Annotated in this window: 16 protein-coding genes and 1 tRNA gene; 5 read left to right on the top strand and 12 right to left on the bottom strand. The window is 69.4% G+C overall.

The window, feature by feature from the left end; all coding sequences use genetic code 11:
* The first annotated feature begins 179 nt into the window (after positions 1–179).
* Positions 180–2,006: a diguanylate cyclase domain-containing protein gene (locus METY_RS14760; RefSeq protein ID WP_103122154.1), complete on the top strand. Its 1,827-nt coding sequence runs from the start codon at positions 180–182 to the stop codon at positions 2,004–2,006.
* 7 nt (positions 2,007–2,013) lie between these two features.
* On the opposite strand, the gene METY_RS14755 is transcribed toward METY_RS14760, so the two are convergent.
* A complete protein-coding gene (locus METY_RS14755; RefSeq protein ID WP_103122153.1) occupies positions 2,014–3,084 on the bottom strand; it encodes an ATP-binding cassette domain-containing protein in 1,071 nt (356 codons plus the stop codon).
* 408 nt (positions 3,085–3,492) lie between these two features.
* Here METY_RS14755 and METY_RS14750 point away from each other — a divergent pair, with 408 nt between their 5' ends.
* The gene (locus tag METY_RS14750; RefSeq protein ID WP_103122152.1) at positions 3,493–4,650 is read left to right on the top strand and encodes an aminotransferase; all 1,158 of its coding nucleotides are present in this window, start codon (positions 3,493–3,495) and stop codon (positions 4,648–4,650) included.
* Between the two features lie 33 nt (positions 4,651–4,683).
* Here METY_RS14750 and METY_RS14745 read toward each other — a convergent pair whose 3' ends face one another.
* The 7 genes from METY_RS14745 to METY_RS14715 all read right to left on the bottom strand — a co-directional run bounded on the left by METY_RS14745 (position 4,684) and on the right by METY_RS14715 (position 13,673).
* Positions 4,684–5,079, bottom strand: coding sequence for a hypothetical protein (locus tag METY_RS14745; RefSeq protein ID WP_103122201.1), 396 nt, complete (start codon positions 5,077–5,079; stop codon positions 4,684–4,686).
* A gap of 74 nt (positions 5,080–5,153) precedes the next feature.
* Positions 5,154–5,954, bottom strand: a complete 801-nt coding sequence (locus METY_RS14740; RefSeq protein ID WP_103122151.1) for a DeoR/GlpR family DNA-binding transcription regulator — start codon at positions 5,952–5,954, stop codon at positions 5,154–5,156.
* A gap of 118 nt (positions 5,955–6,072) precedes the next feature.
* Entirely contained in the window at positions 6,073–6,951 is an 879-nt protein-coding gene (locus METY_RS14735) for a choline kinase family protein (RefSeq protein ID WP_103122150.1), read from the bottom strand.
* The gene (locus tag METY_RS14730) at positions 6,948–8,969 is read right to left on the bottom strand and encodes an ABC transporter permease (RefSeq protein WP_103122149.1); all 2,022 of its coding nucleotides are present in this window, start codon (positions 8,967–8,969) and stop codon (positions 6,948–6,950) included. The genes METY_RS14735 and METY_RS14730 overlap by 4 nt, the downstream gene beginning before the upstream one ends.
* Positions 8,966–10,000, bottom strand: a complete 1,035-nt coding sequence (locus METY_RS14725) for an ATP-binding cassette domain-containing protein (RefSeq protein ID WP_103122148.1) — start codon at positions 9,998–10,000, stop codon at positions 8,966–8,968. Before METY_RS14725 ends, METY_RS14730 begins: the two co-directional genes overlap by 4 nt.
* A gap of 87 nt (positions 10,001–10,087) precedes the next feature.
* Positions 10,088–11,035: an ABC transporter substrate-binding protein gene (locus tag METY_RS14720; RefSeq protein WP_103122147.1), complete on the bottom strand. Its 948-nt coding sequence runs from the start codon at positions 11,033–11,035 to the stop codon at positions 10,088–10,090.
* A 190-nt stretch (positions 11,036–11,225) separates the two neighbouring features.
* Complete coding sequence (locus tag METY_RS14715) at positions 11,226–13,673, bottom strand: GcvT family protein (RefSeq protein ID WP_103122146.1); 2,448 nt, start codon at positions 13,671–13,673, stop codon at positions 11,226–11,228.
* A gap of 212 nt (positions 13,674–13,885) precedes the next feature.
* Here METY_RS14715 and METY_RS14710 point away from each other — a divergent pair.
* Positions 13,886–13,962: transfer RNA gene (locus METY_RS14710), tRNA-Ile, on the top strand.
* Between the two features lie 278 nt (positions 13,963–14,240).
* Here METY_RS14710 and METY_RS14705 read toward each other — a convergent pair.
* Complete coding sequence (locus tag METY_RS14705; protein ID WP_103122145.1) at positions 14,241–14,738, bottom strand: YciE/YciF ferroxidase family protein; 498 nt, start codon at positions 14,736–14,738, stop codon at positions 14,241–14,243.
* Between the two features lie 311 nt (positions 14,739–15,049).
* The gene (locus METY_RS14700) at positions 15,050–15,928 is read right to left on the bottom strand and encodes a LysR family transcriptional regulator (protein ID WP_346433161.1); all 879 of its coding nucleotides are present in this window, start codon (positions 15,926–15,928) and stop codon (positions 15,050–15,052) included.
* A 131-nt stretch (positions 15,929–16,059) separates the two neighbouring features.
* Between METY_RS14700 and METY_RS14695 the strand changes: the two genes are divergently transcribed.
* On the top strand, positions 16,060–16,779 hold the full coding sequence (locus METY_RS14695; RefSeq protein WP_103122143.1) for an SDR family oxidoreductase: 720 nt from the start codon (positions 16,060–16,062) through the stop codon (positions 16,777–16,779).
* 360 nt (positions 16,780–17,139) lie between these two features.
* Here the strand turns inward: METY_RS14695 and METY_RS21245 are convergent, their stop codons facing one another.
* On the bottom strand, positions 17,140–17,616 hold the full coding sequence (locus METY_RS21245; protein WP_200819691.1) for a hypothetical protein: 477 nt from the start codon (positions 17,614–17,616) through the stop codon (positions 17,140–17,142).
* Positions 17,617–17,678: 62 nt separating this feature from the next.
* Positions 17,679–17,963 (bottom strand): hypothetical protein, encoded by a 285-nt coding sequence (locus tag METY_RS21105; RefSeq protein WP_160147360.1) that lies wholly within the window; start codon positions 17,961–17,963, stop codon positions 17,679–17,681.
* A 218-nt stretch (positions 17,964–18,181) separates the two neighbouring features.
* Here METY_RS21105 and METY_RS14680 point away from each other — a divergent pair, with 218 nt between their 5' ends.
* Positions 18,182–18,556 (top strand): hypothetical protein, encoded by a 375-nt coding sequence (locus tag METY_RS14680; protein ID WP_103122199.1) that lies wholly within the window; start codon positions 18,182–18,184, stop codon positions 18,554–18,556.
* Positions 18,557–18,667 lie beyond the last annotated feature (111 nt).

Genomic DNA, 18,667 nt, shown 5'->3' with positions numbered 1-18,667 from the left:
GGAGCTCGTGAGCAGGGGCGTCGGCGGATGCGCGCCGCCGCTTGCCGCGGGACCGTCGTTTCGCGCTCAATGAACGAGGTATGATCGGGTCGCGCGCTGTTTTGAAGTGATCAGTCAACAAATCCTAAGAGCGTTCAGGCTATCCTGCCGCAGCTTTGTCGCAGAAGGTCGCTTGGCCCATGACGGGATACGGGGCTAAACGCGCGGTCGATGTCGTGGCGCTCGGGTGCGTCTACGGCGGCCTCGCCTACGCCACGTTGGTGTTCGGACGCCATACGGGCGTCGTCGTGGTGTGGCCCGCGACGGCGATCGCCATCGGCGTGCTCATCGTTTGGGGCCGCCTCCGCCCGTGGCCGGAGGTCGCCGCGATCGGCCTCGCCAACGCGGCCGCCCATTACGCGCTGGACGGGGAGCTGGCGCTCTCGGCTGTCCTCGGCGTCGCGAACGCGCTGACGGTGCTGACGACCTGCCTCGGGCTCGCCTGGACGGAGGTCGGGACCGGGGCGCCTTCCACGGTGCGCAAGGTCGTGCGCCTGTTCCTCGTGGCCGCCGCCGCGCCGATCCCCGGGGCGCTGATCGGCGGCGCGGCGACGGCCTCGGTCCAGGTCGCCGCCGATCCCTTCCACGCCACGGTGGCCTGGTGGCTGGTCGAGGCGGTGAATTTCATCCTTCTGGTCCCGCCGTTCCTGTTCTGGCGCATCCGGCGGGAGCGGCTCGCCGCGCGGTCCGGCGGGTGGGAGACCCGGCGGAACGACACCCGGCGCCGCCGCCTGCGCAGGCTGGAGCTCGGCGCCGCCTGTCTCGCGCTCGCCGTCGCCGGCGTCCTCGTTCCGATCACGGGCACCTTGGCGTTGATCGAACTCAGCGCGACCGTGCTGCTGTGGTTCGCGCTCCGCTTTGGCGTCTTCGCGACCGCGCTCACCACATCCATTTTCGCCATCTGCGTCACCGGGGCGGCGTTCTTCGGATTCTGGCCCGACACAACGGACCAGAACCGCGCCTCGGTCCTGCTGCCGCTTCAGGCCATGCTGGCGCTCACCACCGTCCCGGCGCTGCTGGTCGCCGTCATTATGTCGGAGCGTCGCCGCGAACTCGCGGCGCTGGACAGGGACGCCCGGCGCCTGTCCTTCGCGCTCGAAGGCGCGAACGACGGTTTGTGGGATTGGCACGTACCGACCGGGGAGGGGTTCTTCAGTCCCCGGGCGTGCCGGATGTTCGGGTACGAGCCGGACGAGTTCAACGGCACGAGCGCATGGGACGCGCTGGTCCACCCCGAGGATCTGGCGAAAGCGCGGGCGGCGTTCGACGCCCATGCGGAGGGTCGGACGGCGTTCTACGAAGCCGAGATGCGGTGCCGCCACAAGAACGGCGACTGGGTCTGGGTCCTCGATCGCGGCAAGATCGTCGAGCGCGACGAGCAAGGCTACGCGGTGCGCGCGGTCGGCACACTCACGGACATCTCCCAGCGCAAGAACCTGGAGCAGGCGCTCGAGCATCTCGCGACCCATGACCCGCTTACCGGCCTCGCCAACCGCGGCGTGTTCGAACGCGGGCTTCTGCGCGCGGCCGCGCGGCTCGACCGCATGGGTGGCCGCATCGCGGTGGTGCTGATCGACCTCGACCACTTCAAGCAGGTGAACGACACTTTTGGCCACGCCGCCGGCGACGCGCTGCTTCAGGAGACCGCGATCCGCTTGCGCACGGCAGCTCGCGCGGACGACCTCGTCGCGCGCCTCGGCGGCGACGAGTTCGCGATCATCGCGTCCGGCCAGACGGCGGCGGAGTTCGACTCGCTTGCGGAACGCCTCTGCGCGGTGCTGGCGGAGCCCGTCTTCGGCGGCGGCTTCGAGGTGACGCCGAGCGTCTCGATCGGCGTGGCGGTCGCGGGCGTCGGGGCGCAGGTGGACGACGACCTCGTCGTCCGAGCCGACCGCGCGCTTTACACCGCGAAGAACGCGGGCCGCGGCACCTGGCGGTTTTTCGGCGGGGCGGGGCGGGTCGCCTGAGGCGGCGTCAGCTCACGAAGCCCAGCGTTTCGACAGCGAGCCCGTTGTCCTCGAGCCGCTCCAAGGCCGCCGTGAAATACGGCTCGTCGGAGGGGGCCGCCACGATCAGCACGCCGAAGGGATCCCCGCTCAGCGCTCCCATCGAGCCCGCGACGATGCCGAGGTCGAAGCCGAGCTCGCGCGCGACATGGGTCAGCACGGGCCGCGTCGCGGCGAGGCCTTCGAAGCCCAGCCGGAGCAGCGCCTTGCCCTGAGGGGAGGGCGTCGGTTTGAGCTTTCCGCGCAGGAACGGCGGGAGAGCGGCGCCGGGCGCGGCGGCCGCGAACCGGCGCGTCACTCTGTGTTCGGGCCGCGAGAAGATGCGGGAGGTGCGGCCGGTCTCCACCACCCGGCCCTGGTCGATGACGACGACGGTGCGGGCGAGCGTCGTCACGGCCGCCATGTCGTGGGTCGCGAGCAGCACGGTCGCGCCGCGCTCCTCGCTCGCGCGCGTCACCGCGGCGAGCAGTTCCTGGGCGCTGTCGGGATCGAGCGCAGAGGTCGGCTCGTCGAGCAGCAGCACGTCGCGCCCGCCGGACAGCGCGCGCGCGAGCGCCGCGCGCCGGCGTTCGCCGGTGGCGAGTTCCCCCGGACGCCGGTTCCGCTCGGCGTCGAGGCCCGCGTAGTGCAGCGCCTGTTCGATCTCGCGCGCGATCTCCGGCTCCGGCCGTCCGGAGCGCCGGAGCGGCGCGGCCAGGTTTTCGGTGAGCGTCAAATTGGGATCGAGCGCGGCGTGCGGCGCAAGCACGCCGACGGACGGCGCCGCTCCGCCCCAAGCGGTGATCTCGACGCGGCCGGCGGTCGGGCGCTCGCGCCCCTCGGCCAGCCGAAGCAGCGACGACTTGCCGGCGCCCGACGGGCCGATGACCGCGACCACGCCGCCGCGCGGCACTGAGAAGCTGACGCCGTCGAGCGCAACGATCTCTCCGCCGTCGCTGGCGCGGTAGGCCAGGCGCACGTCCTCGAAAAGGAGGTGGTCCGAAGGGACCGATGGGGTGGGGGCCGCGGCCAGCGGCGCAGCGCGGAGAGGAACGTTCATAGCGGGCCTCGAGGCCGACGACGGCGCCGGCGATAGTGCAATCTTAGAGGAGACGCGGCGCGCGGCGAGCGCGCCTTACGACGTAAGCGTCAACAGCGTCCGCGTTTCGACGGTGTCGTCATCGGCGTGTCCTCTATCGTCGTCCGGAAGCCTCCGGAACCGGCGCGACGTGCCGCCCCGAGGGCGACGCTTTCGCCGCCTCCCGCCGGACGAAGGCACCATGCTTGAAGCGTCGAAGGGGGTCAATTGAAAATACTATCGAATTTATAGATTGTAACTATGATCATTTTGAGTTTGGCGTTAGACCCCTTGGGTTTCTCATTGAGACGCAGCGACGCCGTCGACGGCCTGAGCCTTACAAGTCGGCGTCGCTCTCGAACTCCCAGATTCCCCGTGTCTGTTCTAAGCATGTCGCCCCGCTTCAATCCTGTCTTCGCCGACCTGCCCGTCACCGTGTTCGAGACCATGTCCCGGCTCGCGAGGGAAACTGGCGCGATCAATCTCGGCCAGGGCTTTCCCGACGCCCCCGGTCCCGCCGACGTGCGGGCCAAGGCGGCGGAGGCCGTGGTCGACGGCTGGAACCAGTACCCGCCGATGATGGGCCTGGCCGAGCTGCGCGCGGCCGCCGCCGCCCACTACGCCCGCTGGCAGGGGCTCGATCTCGACCCCGATGCGGAGGTGATGGTGACCTCGGGCGCCACTGAAGCGCTCGCCGGCGCGCTGTTCGCCCTGGTCGAGCCCGGGGACGAGGTCGTGCTGCTGCAGCCGATGTACGACGCCTATCTGCCGCTCGCGCTGCGGGCCGGCGCGACGCCCCGCTTCGTGAAGCTTTCTCCGCCGGACTGGCGGCTGGACGAGGCGGCGTTGAAAGCCGCCATCGGCCCGCGCACCAAGGCGGTGCTGCTGAACAACCCGCTGAACCCCGCGGGCGCCGTGTACGGCCGCGAGACGCTGGAGGCGGTGGCCCGCGCGGTGGAGGGCACGGACGTCGTGGTGATCTCGGACGAGGTCTGGGAGCACGTCACCTTCGACGGGGCGGCCCACGTCTCCGCGCTGGCCGTCAAAGGGCTCGAGCGCCGCACGGTCAAGATCGGCTCTGCGGGCAAGATCTTCGCGATGACGGGCTGGAAGGTCGGGCTCGTCTGCGCGCCGCCGTCCCTGATGGGCGCGCTGTCAAAGGCGCACCAGTATCTCACCTTCACCACCCCGCCCAACCTGCAGTCCGCGGTGGCCTATGGACTGGGAAAGGAAGAGGCGTGGTTCCACGCCATGCGGGCGGGCCTGCAGGGCAAACGCGATCGGTTCGCTGAGGGCCTCGCGGGCGCCGGTTTCACGGTTCTTCCGACGCGGGGAACCTACTTCCTCAACATTGACCTTGGGCCGCTCGGCGTGACCGACGACGTCGCCTTCTGCACGCAGCTGGCGCGAGAGGGAGGGGTCGTCGCGATCCCCGTGTCCGCATTCTACGCCGAGGACAAGGTGACGACGGTCGCGCGCTTCTGCTTCGCCAAGGACGACGCGGTGCTCGACGCGGCGCTGGAGCGGCTCGGCCGGTTCCTGCGGTGACCCGGCTTTCCGCGCGAGGCGGCCGAGCCGGCGTTAGTCGCGGTCGTCGAGCGCGCGGGCGCAGAGCACGTCCACGAGAGTGACGCCGACGATGACCGCGAAGGCCGCGAACGCCGCCTTGCGCTTCGGGTTGTCGCGGCTCAGCGCCGGCGCGATCGTGGCGATGTCCATCGCGTCGCCGGCGACGCGCGCCCAGATCCATAACGTCCGTCCGCGGCCCCTTCGCCACCCGAACAGGCCCGCGCCGGTCGCCATCTCCCGCGCGCCGAAGCCCTTCAGGAACTGGTGGTTAGCCGACAGGCCGAGCGACCGGGAGAGCCGTCCCGGCGCCGCCAACTCCACCGCCGCGAGGGCGAGCGTGAGCCAGCCGAGCGCCGTGGAGGCGATCTCGGCCTCGCGGCGCGACGGAGTGGGGATGAGTGCGGCCATCGTCGGGTCCTCGAACAAGATTCGGAGTCGCCGACCGAAGTGGGGCGCACCGACGGCGGGACCAGAGGTCGGGATCAGGCCTGCGGACGCCCGGCTGCGGGGCGGTCCTGCTTCAGCGTCTGAGGGGTGAGCACGCGCACGCCGCCGGCCCGGCACTTGGCCGCGAACTCCGCCGGCGGCGCGCCGTCGGACACGATCGCGTCGACCGCCGAGAGCTGGCACACCTTCACCGGAGCCTCGCGGCCGAACTTGGTCGCGTCCGCGATGATCCAGGTCTCCTGCGCCTGCTGGAGGGCCGCGCGGGCGAACTCGGCCTCGAACAGATGAAAATCGCCGAGCTCGCCGCCGAGGGTGATGCCGCCGACCGAGATGAACGCGTAGCGCACCTGGAACTGCCGCACGAACTCGATCGCGGAGGGACCGATCGCCGATCCGTCCTCGCTTGAGAGCTCGCCGCCGGCGAAGAACACGCGATTGCCGTTCCGCGAGGCGAGGCGATATGCGATCTGGACGGAGTGGGTGACGACGGTCAGGCGCGAGTGCGAGGCGAGCGCGTCGGCGACGTAGGCGGAGGTGGTGCCGTTGTCGAGGATCAGGCTGTCGCCGTCGCGGACCTGATCGCGCACGATGCCGGCGAGCGCCCACTTGGCCTCGTGGTTCACCTGCATGCGGCGCTGGAACGGCGGCTCGTCCACCGCCTCCGGCAACATGACGCCGCCGTGGAAGCGCAGCAGCGCGCCGTCGTCGATCAGGGGCTGGACGTTGCGCCGGATCGTCTCGGTCGAGACCGCGAGCCGCGTGGCGAGCTCGGCGATGCTGAAGCTGCCGTTCGCCCGGACGGCCTGCAGGATGTCGTTCTGGCGCTTCAGCGACATTGCGGGTCTCGCGGGGCTCTGGGCGGGGCGACGCTGTCCCCAGAACCTAGGCGCAAAACCTCGTCGCCGACAGTCAAAACGTCATGTCAGGCGCCGGATTGCGTGGCGATGCGCTGGTTCAGCCCGCCATGACCTCGAACTCGGCGAGCGCACGCTCGAACCGCGCCAGATTTTCGGCGGTGTAGGCCTGGTAGTCGAAGTCGATCGTCGACTCGCTCTCGGAGACCATGCTCCACAGCGCCTCGCGCAGCAGCGAGGCCACGAGCATCGCCTGAAGCCGCAGCCGCAGGCCGTCGTCCGGCGCGCGCTCGTAGTAGAGCGCGAGCAGTTCGTCCCGTTGGGCCGGGCTGAAGCCGTTGTTCGAGGCGAGGCCGCCGAGATCGAACAGCGGCGTGTTGAAGCCGCCGTAGTCCCAGTCGATCAGCCAGAGGCGATCGCCGTCGTCGAGGAAGTTGCCGGGCAGCAGGTCGTTGTGGCCGAAGACGATCTCGGTCGGCCCGAGGCTCGCCTCCAGCCGCTCGGCGACGCGCGCGTAGCGGGGCAGGTCGCCGGCCAGCCGATGGCCGCGCTCGCGCAAGGCGTGCACGTAGGAGCGCAGGATGTGAAAGGTCCAGAAGGCCAGCGCCGGCCCGCGGATCTCGCGGGTGACCTCGCGGTGGGCGCGGCTGATCAGCTCGGCGACCCGCGGCAGGTGGTCCCGCACGTCCTGTTCGGTGAAGGTGCGGGCCTCGATGTAGTCGATGACGATCAGGCCGGGCTCGAAATGGCGCAGCGCGGGCGACACGCCGGCGCGCTCGGCCGCCAGCGCCGCCGCCCGCTCGTTGAAGCGCATGACGTTGTGCGCGGGGATGTCCTCGCCGAGCCGCACCACGAAGCGCGCTCCGCCGTCCTCCACCAGGAAGTTGCTGTTGGTGATGCCGCCCGCGAGCGGCTGCGGCTCGACCTTGCCCGTCCAGAGCGGCAGCGCGCGGATGCGGTCGAGCGCGTTCGCCGTCACGCCGCGAGCCCGGTGCGCCGCCGCAGCCGTTCGGCGGCCGCCGAGATCAGCCGATCGGCCACCATCCCGATGAAGGCGACGCAGACGCCGGCGACCAGCCCGCGGCCGACGTCGGCCTTCGACAGCGCCATGTAAGTCTCCTGGCCCAGGTCGCGCGTGCCCACGAGCGCGGTGATCACGAGCATGGAGAGGGCGAGCATGATCGTCTGGTTGAGGCCGAGAAGGATGTCGGGCGTCGCCAGCGGGAGGCGGATGCGTGTGAGCAGCTGCCGGCGGCTGCAGCCGGTCATCTGACCCGCCTCGATCAGCGTGGCGGGGACGCGGCGCACGCCGTGCGCAGTGTAGCGGATCGCCGGCGCGACGGCGTAGAGCACGATCGCGATCAGCGCGGTGAAGTCGCCGACCCGGAACAGCATCACGATCGGGATCAGGTAGATGAAGGCCGGCAGCGTCTGGAGCGTGTCGATGACGGCCTCGACCACCCGCCACAGCCGGGGGCGGTTGGCGGCGGCGACGCCGATCGGCACGCCGATCACGACCGAGATGAGCACCGCGACCCCGCAGAGGTAGACGGTCAGCATCGAGGTCTGCCACAGGCCGACGACCGCCAGGAACAGCGTCATCGCGCCGGTGGTCAGCGCCAGCCGGAGGCCACCGAGCCGCCAGCCGGCCAGCATGACCAGCGCCACCACCCACGGCCAGGGCAGGGCGAGCATGAAGCGCTTCACGGGCGTCAGGACGTTGAGCAGAGCCGCGGTGCGGATCGCGTCGAGCACGCTGAAGAAATTGACGTTGATCCAGCTGACGAGCTGGCTCCAGTACGGCGCTGTCGAGAGCTTCCAGTCGTTGGGGTAGAGCGCGATCTCGGGCCAGACCGCCGCGGCGATCCAGAGACCGAGCGCCCAGACGAGGGCCACGCGCACGGCGAGACGCCGGCCGGCCGCTCCCGCGACGTCTTCCTTCGCCACACGCTCGGTGCGCTGCGCCATCGCTTGCGCGAAACGGTCGAGCAGCACCGCGAGCACAGTGATGGCGAGGCCCGCCTCCAGCCCGCCGCCGATGTCGAGCCGCCGCAGCGCCGCCAACACGTCCCAGCCGAGACCGCCGGCGCCGATCATCGAGGCGATGATGACGACGTTGAGGGACAGCATGATCACCTGGTTCACGCCCACCATCAGCGCCGGCAGCGCGCTCGGGACGAGCATTTTCCAGGTGATCTGCCGCCGGGTGCAGCCGGACATCACGCCAAGCTCGCGGATTTCCTCCGGCACGGCGCGGATTGCGACGATCGTCACCCGCACCATGGGAGGCAGGGCGTAGATCACCGTCGCGACCATCGCGGAGGCGGGCCCGAAGCCGAACAGGATCAGCATCGGCAACAGGTAGGCGAAGACCGGCATGGTCTGGGCCATGTCGAGCAGCGGCGACATCAGCCGCTCGAGCGTTCGCCAGCGGACGCAGGCGAGGCCGATCAGCAGGCCTCCGGCCGCCCCGATCACGCTCGCGACCAGCACGGACGCGAGCGTGATCATCGCGCTTGCCCATTGGCCGAAGACGGCGAGATAGAGCAGCCCCGCCGCCATGCCCAAGGCGAGCCTTCGCCCGCCGACGGCGTAGGCCGCGGCGGAGCTCGCCAGGATCATCGCGAACCATGGGATGGGAGGCACGAGGGTCGTCGCGCTTGCGCCCGCGCCCTGCGCGACGCCCGTCGCAAGCACCGCCTTCGCCACGAACAGCACCGCGTCCAGCGCGCTCGCGACGCCGCGGGTGAGGTCGCGCACGGTGAACAGGCCGAGCGACGCGGTCTCCATCAGCCACTTCATGAAGGCCGAGATCCACGCCGGGAGCGGCGCCTGCCAGGCGAGAGGGTATTTCCACGCCCAGGCCGGCAGCGCGCTCGTCGGCAACGAGACGAGAACCGCCGTGACGAGGACGAGCGCCAGGGGGACGGCGAAGCGCAGCAGAGGGACGCCCGTTCGCGTCGCCGCCGGCGGATGCGTCGCGGCTGCGACGCTCATGCCGCGACGGCCTTCCGCTCGCGGCCGACCAGGACGTCGATCATTGCGAGCCGGTCGACCACGCCGATCACCGCGCCGCCGTCGACCACCGCGAAGGGCCGCTCGGCCGCCTCGACCTCGTGGGCGAAGGAGGCGACGCGCGCGCGGGCGTCGACGCGGCCGGCGAACTCGGCGCCGGACGGCGCGGGCGCCATCACGGCGCGCGCGGTCAGGATCTTGGCCCGCGGCGCTTCCTGGGTGAAGGCGCGGACGTAGTCGGTCGCGGGGCGCAGCAGGAGCTCCTCGGCCGTGCCGATTTGCTCGATGCGGCCGTCCTTCATGATGGCGATGCGATCCGCGATCCGCACCGCCTCGTCGAAGTCGTGAGTGATGAAGACGATGGTCTTCTTCAGCAACCCCTGCAGCCGCAGCACTTCGTCCTGCATCTCGCGGCGGATCAGCGGGTCGAGCGCCGAGAACGGCTCGTCGAGGAACCAGAGGTCGGGCTTCACCGCGAGCGAGCGGGCGATGCCGACGCGCTGCTGCTGGCCGCCGGAGAGCTCACGCGGGAAGCGGCCCTCGCGTCCCGACAGGCCGACGAGCCGGATCATCTCCAGCGCCTTGGCCTCGCGCTCGGTCTTCTTGACGCCCTGCACGTCAAGCGGGAAGGCCACGTTGCCCAGCACGGTGAGATGCGGCAGCAGGGCGAAGTTCTGGAACACCATGCCCATCTGGTGCCGGCGGATCTGCAGGAGGTCGCCCTCGGCCATGGTGCTGAGGTTCCGGCCCTCGAACAGCACCTCGCCGGCGCTCGGGGGCGTCAGGGCGGAGAGGCAGCGGACGAGGGTGGACTTGCCCGAGCCCGACAGCCCCATGATCACGAAGGTTTCGCCGCGCGCGATCTCAAGGTCGACGTCGCGGACGGCGGCGACGACGCCGGCGGCCGCAAGCTCCTCCGGAGCGCCTGCGAAACGCCCGTCGCGAACGAAGCGCGAGGCCCTGGCTCCGTAGAGCTTGGCGACGCCTCTGCAGGCGAGGATGGGGTGGCTCATCGACAGCTCCGGGCGACGGCTGCTGACCCGTCCCGCCCGGATCCTGCGACGCCGGGCGGGACACGCGTTACGATCGAGGCGAAGAGCCTACTTCAGCCAAGCGCTCCAGACGGCCTCGTTCTTGGCCACCCAGTCCGCCGCGACAGCCTCGACCTTCTCGCCGTCGATGTCGACGCGGGCTGCGAGCTCGCCGATGCCCTTGTTGTCGAAGGTGTAGGCCTTCACCGCCTTGTAGGCCGTCGGCCACTTGTCCTTCATGCCGGTCCAGACCGCCTTGTAGATCGGGCCGACAGGCTTGGCGCAGTCGTACTTGGCCTCTTTGTTGGAGCCCCACGCCGGGTCCTCGTAGCAGGCCTTCTCGTACTTCGGGAACTCGACCCACTCGCCCTCGTACTTGATGGGGGCCCAGTGCGGCGCGTAGATCCACAGCAGCACGGGGGCCTTGCGCTCGTAGGCGCTCTTCAGCTCGGCGAAGAGGGCCGCGTCGGTGCCGGCGTGCACCACCTCGAACGGCAGGTCGAGCGCCTGGATGCGCTCCTCGTCATAGCCGCCCCAGGTCACCGGGCCGCCGAGGTAGCGGCCCTTCGGCGCGGTCTCCGGCGTCGAGAAGGCCTCGGCGCACTCCTTCAGCGCCTTCCAGTCCGGCAGGCCGGGGCACTTCTCCTTCATGTAGGACGGGTACCACCAGTCCTCGCGCGCCTGCATGCCGGTCTCGCCCACGTTCTCCACGCCGCCGGCGTCGATCGCGGCGTCCATCGCCTCCTTGGCGGTGGTCGCCCAGACCTCCATCGCGACCGTTAGGTCGCCGGTGCGCATCCCTGCGAACTGCGCGAGATAGTCCGCCGGCACGTACTGCACGGTGTATCCGGCCTTCTCGAGCACGCCGCCCATGATGTGCGCGGTGAGGAGCTGGCCGGTCCAGTCGTTCAGGGTGATCTTGATCGGGTCCTTTGACTCGGGCGCGGCGGCGACCACCGCGGCGGAGCCGAGCGCCAAGGCGCTGGCCGCGATCAAGCTCGTCAGAATGCGTCGCATGTCGGTCCTCCTCAGGACGCCGGGGCTGGCGGGCATCGTAATGCAGGTTCGATGCCAGCGGATAGAAATCCACACAGGACGAGGCATTCTGTTGGCGTTCGAGGCTTTCCTCCCAAGAAAAAACTTCGCGCTCGGGGCAATTTGGCCTGGGGCGCCTCGTCCTGCGGCGCCTCGGCTGATCACGCGCCTGTTACGCGAGCACGCGCCGCATCTCCGGGTCGTACAGCGGCGCGAGATGGACCTTCGCCGGCACGCGGAGGGTGGCGACGTCGAGCTCGTACGCGCCGGACAGGACGAAAGCGTCATCCAGGCCGCCCTCGGGCTGGCGCACGTAGCCGTAGCCGATGGGCTTGCCGACGGTGTGCCCGAACCCGCCGCTGGAGAGCCAGCCGACGCGCTCGCCGTTCCGGTAGATTGTCTCGCGGCCGAGCAGCACGATCGACGGATCGTCGACGGTGAAGCCAGCGAGCCGTTTCTTGATGCGCCGCCCCTGCGCGGCGCGCAGCGCGTTGCGGCCAAGGAAGTCGGCCGCCTTGTCCAGAGCTACGGCCCAGCCGAAGCCCGCCTCGAACGGCGTATGGTCCGGCCCGACGTCGGCGCCCGACGCCCAGTAACCCTTCTCCAGCCGCAGCGTCTCGATCGCCCGGTAGCCGGCGTTCGCGATCCCGAGATCCGCGCCCGCCGCCATCAGCGCGTCATAGACGGTGGCGGTGAATTCGACCGGCAGGTGGAGCTCGAAGCCGAGTTCGCCGACGTAAGTCACGCGGAGCGCGAGAGTCGGGGCGCCCGCGACGTTGATCCTGCGGGCGGAGCCGAAGGGAAAGCCGTCGTTCGACAGGTCGTCGGAGCAGACGCGCTCCAGCGTCCTCCGCGCGTTGGGGCCCATCAGACTGAGCACGCCGTAGGCGGAGGACACGTCGATCAGGTGGGCGTCGAGGCCTTCGGGGATGTTGCGGCGGAGCCAGTCGAAGTCCTTGGTGGCGGCCGCGGTGCCGGCGATCAGGTAGTAGTCGTCGGGCGCGACCCGCACCGCGGTGAGGTCGCACTCGACTCCGCCTTTGACGTTCAGCATGGGCGCGACGACGACGGCGCCGGGCGCCCCGGCGAGGTCGGCGGCGCTGAGCCAGGACAGCGCCGCCTCGGCGTCGCGGCCCACCATGCGGAACTTGGCGAAGGAGGTCTGGTCGAACAGGCCAACCGCCTCGCGCACCGCGCGGTGCTCGCGCGCCACCGCGTCGGTCCAGTTCGGCCGGCCGAAGGTGTAGCGGTCCTGGGCCTCCTCGCCGGGCTGGGAGAACCAGTTCGGCCGCTCCCACCCAAGCTTCTCGCCGAACACTGCGCCCTGCGCCTTCAGCCGGTCGTAGAGCGGCGAGCGCCGCAGCGGGCGGCCGCTCGCGTGCTCCTCATGCGGCCAGGCGATGGTGTAGTGCTTGCCATAGGCCTCCAGCGTGCGCTCCCGCACCCAGGCGACGTCCTGGTGGTTGCGGCCGAAGCGCAGGATGTCGACGGGCGCGAGGTCGTAGGGCGCGCGACCGCCGGCGATCCACTCCGCGAGCGCCTTGCCGGCGCCGCCGCCCGACGCGATGCCGAAGGCGTTGAAACCTGCGCCCACGAAGAAGCCTGTCAGTTCCGGCGCCTGGCCGAGGATGAAGTTGCCGTCCGGCGTGAAGCTCTCCGGCCCGTTGATCAACTCCTTGACGCCCGCCGTCTCCAGCGCCGGCACGCGGCCGAGCGCGAGCTCCATCAGCTGCTCGAAATGATCGAAGTTCGACGGAAGCAGCTGGAAGTTGAACGCCTTGGGGAAGCTGTCGACGCCCCATGCGATCGGGTTCGGCTCGTAGCCGCCCATGACGAGGCCGCCGACCTCCTCCTTGTAGTAGGTGAGGCGGTCGGGATCGCGCAGCGTCGGCAGGGAGGAGGTCACGCCCTCGATCCGGTCGGTGATCATGTACTGGTGCTCGACCGAAACGAGCGGCACGTTGACGCCCGCCATGCGGCCGACCTCGCGCGCCCACTGGCCCGCGCAGTTCACGACGATCTCGCAGGCGATCGGGCCACGGTCGGTTTCGACCACGGTCACTCGCCCTTTTTCGATACGGAAGCCCGTGACCTCCGTGTCCTCGACGATCCGCGCTCCATGCATGCGCGCCCCCTTGGCGAGAGAGCCTGTGATGTCGGAGGGGTTGGCCTGGCCGTCCGTCGGCAGGAAGGCCGCGCCGATCACGTCGGAGACGTCCATCAGCGGCCAAAGATCCTGCGCCTCCTTCGGGGTCAGCAGGTGCATCTCGAGCCCAAAGGAGCGGGCGGTGGTCGCCTGCCGCTTCACCTCGGTCCAGCGCTCCTCGGTGCAGGCGAGGCGCAGGCCGCCGTTCATCTTCCAGCCGGTGGCGAGCCCGGTCTCCTGCTCCAGCGTCCGGTAGAGCTTCACGCTCTCGCCGAGCAGCTGCGTGATGTTGGCGTTTGAGCGCAGTTGCCCCACGAGGCCGGCCGCGTGGAAGGTCGAGCCGGAGGTCAGCTTGTGCCGCTCCAGCAGCACGACGTCCTTCAGGCCGAGCTTCGCCAGATGGTAGGCCGTCGAGGCCCCGATGATGCCGCCGCCGACAATGACGATCTGAGCCTGAGTCGGGAAATCCGCCATGCGCGCGCCCTGTCGTGGAAAGGTCTCGCGCGCCGCCCGCCGCGGCGCACGTCGACGTTCCTCACGTGACGCGGCGGTGAAGTCAACGTAAATCCACATCAAACAACAAATCGATGTGGCGACGCGTGGCGTGGCGGCGTTGTGAGCGTTTGGCCGGACCTTCGCATCGCGCCGATGACAAAGCGTCCCGCTCTGGCGTATGTCTGCGCCGGGGGCCCGTAGCTCAATTGGTTAGAGCCGACCGCTCATAACGGTCTGGTTGTCGGTTCAAGTCCGGCCGGGCCTACCACTCCAGATCAGGCGCTTTCCTGACCGGCGCGTGTTCGCCTCAGCGTTGCTGCAGCGGTATAGGCGGCGAAACGCGGCTGAGCATGACGTTCGCGGCGAACAAGCCGCCAGTATCGCCATGCCGAGGCCCGGAGGCCAAGTGGACCGCCGGCTTCCGCCGCGAGATCGTCGTCATGCGCGAGCGGAGAAAGGTCGTCGCGGGGCCCTTGGATAAAGAACGGCCCGCACGCAGACGCTGCGGCGGGCCGTTCAAATGGCGGTCGCAGAGCGCGACTAGGATTAAGCCGCCTTCTTCGCAGTGACGTTCGCAGCCGAGACGCCGAGCTTGGTCAGGTCGGCGTCCGTCTTCTTCTCTTCGCTCAAGGTTTCGTCGAAGAGCTTCACCGCCTCGGAGAGGCCGAGCTGCTCAGCCCAGGTCTTCAGCGTGCCGTAGCGCGCGATCTCGTAATGCTCGACGGCTTGAGCGGCTGCGACCAGCCCGGCGTCCAGGGCCGGGTCGCCCTTGAACTCGTCGAGGATCTCCTCGCCTTCGGAGATGATCCCCTCGATCGCGTCGCAGGTCTTGCCGCGGGCTGGCTTGCCGATGATCTCGAAGACCTGCTGCAGCCGTTCGATCTGGCCCTGCGTCTCTTCCTTGTGCTTCTCGAAAGCGGCCTTCAGCTGCGGCGCCTGGGCCCCTCGCGCGAGCTTGGGAAGCGCCTTCAGAATCTGGCGCTCGGCGTAGTAGATGTCCTTCAGCGTCTCGTGGAAGAGCTTCTCGAGTCCTTTGTCGGCCATGATGGCGCCTCCCTAGTTGCAGGAGCCCCAACAACGTCCGACCCCGACGCCGTGTTCCCCGGTCTGCGGCTGTCCGCGCCCGATGTGGCCGCCTCAAGCAGGCCGGCGCTGGGCGCCAATCGTCTTCTCCAGCATCACGCGCAGGTTCTAAGCGCTCCGGTAGCCGACGGACGCTGCGACGACATTGAGCGGCGCCCCCGCGGCTTATCGGCGGCTACCCACCGCCCATGTCAGGCGGGAGCAGCGCCTCTTCGCTGCACGAAGCCTGTCGCCCCTTTGCAGTCGACGATGGCCCGACTGGCGACATCTCATCACGCTGTCGCGGCTTCCATCCTGCAGATGCGGTCCACGAAATCGAGGAAGGCGCGCACCTTCGCCGGCGTCTGACGCCGGGACGGGTAGAAGGAATAAAGCGGAAAGCGTTCCTCGGCCCAATCCGTCAGCACCTGTGTCAGACGCCCATCGCGAAGCCACGGCGCAAGACCCAGTTCGAAGCTCTGGAAGAGACCGCCCCCGGCCTCGCAGGCCGCCAGGGCGGCGGACGGGTCGTCCATGACGACCCGTCCCGCGACCCTGGTTTCGACCACCGAGCCAGCCCTATGGAACTCCCAAGGGAAGGGCCGGCCGGTTTCCGGATTGCGGAACAGCAGAACATCGTGTTGCGCGACGTCCTCCGGGCTTTGCGGGGCGCCTCTCCGCGCGAGGTACGCCGGCGCAGCGCAGGTAACGATCCGTGTCTCCAGAAGCTTCCGGGCGATCATCGCGGCGTCAGGCGGCGATCCGAACCGCACCGCCACGTCGACGCCGCCGTACATCATCTCCTCGCGGTGGTTGCTGACCACAAACTCGATCTGAAGCTCGGGATGCAATCGCAGGAGATCGGGAAGGCGAGGCGCCAGGATCACCCGGGCGAACCAGGGATCGCTGTTGACCTTTAATCGCCCCCTCACGCTGGCGGTCGCCTCGCCCACGTCCTCCGCAGCGTCGCGGATCGCCGCCAGCAGCGGCGAGACCTCCGCGTGGAAGCGGCGGCCTTCCTCGGTCAGCTCCACACGACGTGGGGTCCGATGAAACAAGCGAACTCGCAACTGGGCTTCGAGGCGTGCGATCGCGCGGCTCACGCCCGAGGGCGTCAGCCCGAGCTCGTCTCCCGCACGGGCGAAGCCTCCCTGGTCGACGACCGCGATCATCACGCCAATTCCGGACAGTAGCCGCGCATCAAGACCCATGATGATTCCTCGTCATCATAGAGTGTCTGAAGTTGCTCTGGAGGCAACTGATTTCAAGGACGAAAATCCGGCTCCGAACAAGGAGCGTCGCAATGAAACTGCAAGGAAAGAAGGTCGTCCTCCTGGGAGGCACCTCGGGCATCGGCTTGGCCGTCGCGCAGGCCGCAACGGCGGAGGGCGCCGAGGCGGTCATCGCTTCGAGCAACCCAGGCCGCGTCGACGAAGCGCTGGCTGCGCTGCCCGCCGGCTCCACCGGGACGGTCGTCGACCTTCTGGACGCCGACGCGATCGCCAGGTTCTTTGAAACCGTCGGCGCGTTCGACCATCTGGTCTACACGGCCGGCGAAGGGCTGAAGCTGTCCCCCTTGGCCTCGATGAGTTTGGACGAGGCGCGGACATTCTTCGAGCTGCGCTACTGGGGCGCCCTGGGAGCGGCGAAGGCGGCTCACGGCAAGCTGCGGCCCGGCGGCTCCATCATCTTCACCTCCGGGATCGCGGGCGCAAGGCCTGCTCCGGGCTGGTCCGTGGCGGCGAGCATTTGTTCGGCTATGGAAGGGCTCACCCGCGCGCTCGCCGTCGAGCTGGCGCCTCTGCGCGTCAACATCGTCTCGCCGGGCGTCGTACGCTCGCCGCTCTGGCGCGGCATGGACGACGAGGTTCGGAGCGCCTTCTACGCCGACCAGGCGGATCGTCTGCCGGTCAGACACGTGGGCGAGCCCGATGAGGTGGCTGAGGCCTACGTCTACCTCATGGCTCAGACCTACGGCACGGGCCAGACGCTCGTGGTCGACGGTGGCGGCGTCCTGGTCTGATCCGCACTGCAGGCGGGAGCGTGCGGACCCCGTCCGCCTTACCGGGCCTGGGCGGGGCTCCCTCAGCTTCCGCTGATGACGACGATGGTCATGCGACGCTCCATCTCTCGCGCCCATCAGGCGCTCGGAGAAATGGCGAGCGAACTGGGGCGGCGTGACAGCCGGGGAGGGGAAATCCCCCCGGTCTGCTGACCGACGCCGGACAGGGTGTCGAGGGGCAGACATCGTGGCCGGTCGCGGGATGTGGAGGTCGACCTCCGAAGTACCTCCCAGCCTCTAGCAACGTCGATCCCTTCCAAAAAATCGAGACGTGGGCGAGGAACGCCTGCCTCCAGTGCACGTTTGCTGTGCGAGGGCGGATCAACTTTTGTGCAGCGACGACCGTCGGTGCGCAGGGAGACATCCTATGAATTTCCAGGCTTTCAGAACCTTCGCACTCGCCGGCGCCCTTTTCGCGGGCACTGCGATCGCTGCACATGCGCAGTCGAGCTCGACTGTGGGGACGGGTGGATCCTCCGCTGGCGGCGGCGAGTCCAGTTCAACGGTCGGCACCGGCGGCTCGTCGTCCGGCGGTTCGGGTTCGGGCAGCTCCTCGACTGTCGGCACGGGCGGGTCCTCCGCCGGCGGCGGCGACTCGAACTCGACGGTCGGCACTGGCGGCTCTTCGGCGGGCGGCTCGGGTTCGGGCAGCTCTTCGACGTTGGGCACGGGCGGTTCGACCGCTGGCGGCGGCAGCGGTTCGAGCTCCTCGGTCGGAACCGGCGGCTCCTCGGCCGGCGCGGCCGGACATGACGCGTCCGGCCCCGGCAACAGCGAGAACGCGCCGGGTCGCAACAAGAGCAAGTGATCCGCAGCGGCCCCGGCATCGCCGGGGCCGCTCGTTCACTATCACTGAAGGCTCACCCCATGCCCCGCTCATCAATCGTGATGTGCGCTGCGGCCGCAATGGCCGTGGCCACGATCGGCGTCGCGTACGCGGCGTCAAGTTCGTCCTCGTCGAGTTCGGGTCCAGGCGGCTCTGTGTCGACGAGCACGGGACCGGACGGCAAGACCGTCACCACCGGGCCTGACGGAAAGCCCTGCCGCACGGTGGAAGCGCCTCCCGGCGCGTCGTCACAGGCCCGCGCGGGCCAGATGTCGAGCGAAGTCACCGCCGGACCAAATGGCGTGACTGCATCGACCACCGGCCCGAGCGCCGGAGCGTCGAGGGGCGGCTCCTCTTCGTCTTCGTCGTCTTCCTCGTCATCGAACGGACAGGGCGTGGCGACCAGCAGCGACGGCGACTGCGTCGTGACCGTCCCGCCCGGGCAGAAGTAGGAACACCGCCATGATCAATCGGTACACCAGCACCAACGCCAGAATCTCCCGCCAGTTCGCAGCGTGCGTTTTCGCCGGAGCGCTCATGACGGCTCCGGCGTTCGCCCAGAGCAGCTCGACCGGCGGAACCGGGGGCTCTGCGGCCGCCGGAGGCACATCCGCGACCACGCTGGGAACGGGAGGCACGTCGACGGACGCTGACGGCTCGCGGGGATCGTCGCTCGCCACCGGCGGCGCCGCGGCGGGCGGCACAAAGAACTCGAGCCGCTCCAAGAGCCATGAGACCGGCTCAGGCGACCTGAAGGGCCAGTCGAAGGCCATGTCCCACGACGGCGGCACGTTCTCGAAGTCGCAAACAAAAACGACCGTCGGCGAGGACGGGGTCCAGTCCCGCACCAAGACCATGTCGCACGAGCCGGGCAGTAAGCCTGTCAAGTCGACGACGGAAGTGGGCCGCTAGAACAAAAGGTCGCTGAACTAGAAGAGAGTCGGAGGCAGCTTCGACTCTTTTTGTTGATCTAGAGAATGCGGGTCTCCGCGCTGGCCGACGGCGGAGCGTGTGGGGCTCCGC

The organism is Methylopila sp. Yamaguchi, from assembly GCF_002897035.1.
Lineage (GTDB): Bacteria > Pseudomonadota > Alphaproteobacteria > Rhizobiales > Methylopilaceae > Methylopila.
Note: the sequence above shows the minus strand (reverse complement) of the source record. Positions and strands in the feature narration are given on the sequence as shown.

Coding starts and splice junctions, on each gene's coding strand:
- METY_RS14760 (WP_103122154.1), top strand. CDS start 180: ATGACGGGATACGGGGCTAAACGCGCGGTCGATGTCGTGGCGCTCGGG.
- METY_RS14755 (WP_103122153.1), bottom strand. CDS start 3,084: ATGAACGTTCCTCTCCGCGCTGCGCCGCTGGCCGCGGCCCCCACCCCA.
- METY_RS14750 (WP_103122152.1), top strand. CDS start 3,493: ATGTCGCCCCGCTTCAATCCTGTCTTCGCCGACCTGCCCGTCACCGTG.
- METY_RS14745 (WP_103122201.1), bottom strand. CDS start 5,079: ATGGCCGCACTCATCCCCACTCCGTCGCGCCGCGAGGCCGAGATCGCC.
- METY_RS14740 (WP_103122151.1), bottom strand. CDS start 5,954: ATGTCGCTGAAGCGCCAGAACGACATCCTGCAGGCCGTCCGGGCGAAC.
- METY_RS14730 (WP_103122149.1), bottom strand. CDS start 8,969: ATGAGCGTCGCAGCCGCGACGCATCCGCCGGCGGCGACGCGAACGGGC.
- METY_RS14725 (WP_103122148.1), bottom strand. CDS start 10,000: ATGAGCCACCCCATCCTCGCCTGCAGAGGCGTCGCCAAGCTCTACGGA.
- METY_RS14720 (WP_103122147.1), bottom strand. CDS start 11,035: ATGCGACGCATTCTGACGAGCTTGATCGCGGCCAGCGCCTTGGCGCTC.
- METY_RS14715 (WP_103122146.1), bottom strand. CDS start 13,673: ATGGCGGATTTCCCGACTCAGGCTCAGATCGTCATTGTCGGCGGCGGC.
- METY_RS14705 (WP_103122145.1), bottom strand. CDS start 14,738: ATGGCCGACAAAGGACTCGAGAAGCTCTTCCACGAGACGCTGAAGGAC.
- METY_RS14700 (WP_346433161.1), bottom strand. CDS start 15,928: ATGATCGCGGTCGTCGACCAGGGAGGCTTCGCCCGTGCGGGAGACGAG.
- METY_RS14695 (WP_103122143.1), top strand. CDS start 16,060: ATGAAACTGCAAGGAAAGAAGGTCGTCCTCCTGGGAGGCACCTCGGGC.
- METY_RS14680 (WP_103122199.1), top strand. CDS start 18,182: ATGACGGCTCCGGCGTTCGCCCAGAGCAGCTCGACCGGCGGAACCGGG.